The 854-nt window shown below is 38.1% G+C and carries 1 protein-coding gene; it reads left to right on the top strand.

Going from position 1 to position 854, the window contains the following annotated elements:
- Positions 1 to 629: 629 nt before the first annotated feature.
- On the top strand, positions 630 to 854 hold a 225-nt coding region (locus tag L1D51_RS21530), incomplete at its 3' end, for a hypothetical protein (RefSeq protein WP_239964845.1).

Below are 854 nucleotides of genomic sequence, written 5' to 3'. Positions count from 1 at the left end.
AATGATTACTGGCTAACATATAAACCCAAATATATTGAAAATGCTTTCTCCGTGTACGTAAATAATATGTATGTTCCTTGGCAATTTTTAGATCATGCTATAGAAGCTCATAATTACCGATTAACGCAAAAGTAATTTACATATAACAAGGCAATTATGGATGGGACGTCTAAAGCTTGGCTGGCGCTCATTCTTCGCTAATTTTAGCCAAGCTTAATACGCCCCATATTGCGGCGTTATAAGCCAAAGGAATATATGAGTTTACCGAGGGAACAATTAGCTAAAGTTAGAACTCCTTTTAGAGTGCTTGCGGGGTTCATCTTTATACTTTCATTTTTTGCTATTTTAGCTACCGTTACTTTTGCGTTTACAGAACCATATGATCATATTAGTTGGCTTTTAGGTATCTTGACGTTTGGTATGTCATATATCTCAGGGCACGTTGTATTTACGGGGTATGCCCCAAAATTTTTATTGTTTACGCACGGTGCAAAAGATGGCTTATAACAAGTTGCTCAAGTTCGTTCGTAAACTCACTGGGACAATTAACTGTTGGCTTGGCGCTTCGCGCAAGTATAGCCTACAGTCAATTGCCCCTTAGCAAAGCGTTATATGTAAATGGAGAGCACATGCCACCGCATCCGCTTAATGCAAGCTTAAACCATGTAATATCACAAGGTGTGGAAAACGCTCAGGACGCCATTTCAAAAGAAAATTTGAAGAATGCTGAAATAGAATTGGCGCATGTAAAATTGGTATCGAGTTTACTTGAACAATATTTGTTACATGGCGATATAGCGGGAAGTTTCACTGAGCGGTTAAATGATTACTGGCTAACATATAAACCCAAATAT

It is taken from the genome of Pseudoalteromonas shioyasakiensis, assembly GCF_022398475.1.
Classification (GTDB): domain Bacteria; phylum Pseudomonadota; class Gammaproteobacteria; order Enterobacterales; family Alteromonadaceae; genus Pseudoalteromonas.
The sequence above is the reverse complement of the archived record's forward strand: the minus strand, read 5'-3'. Positions and strand labels throughout refer to the sequence as shown.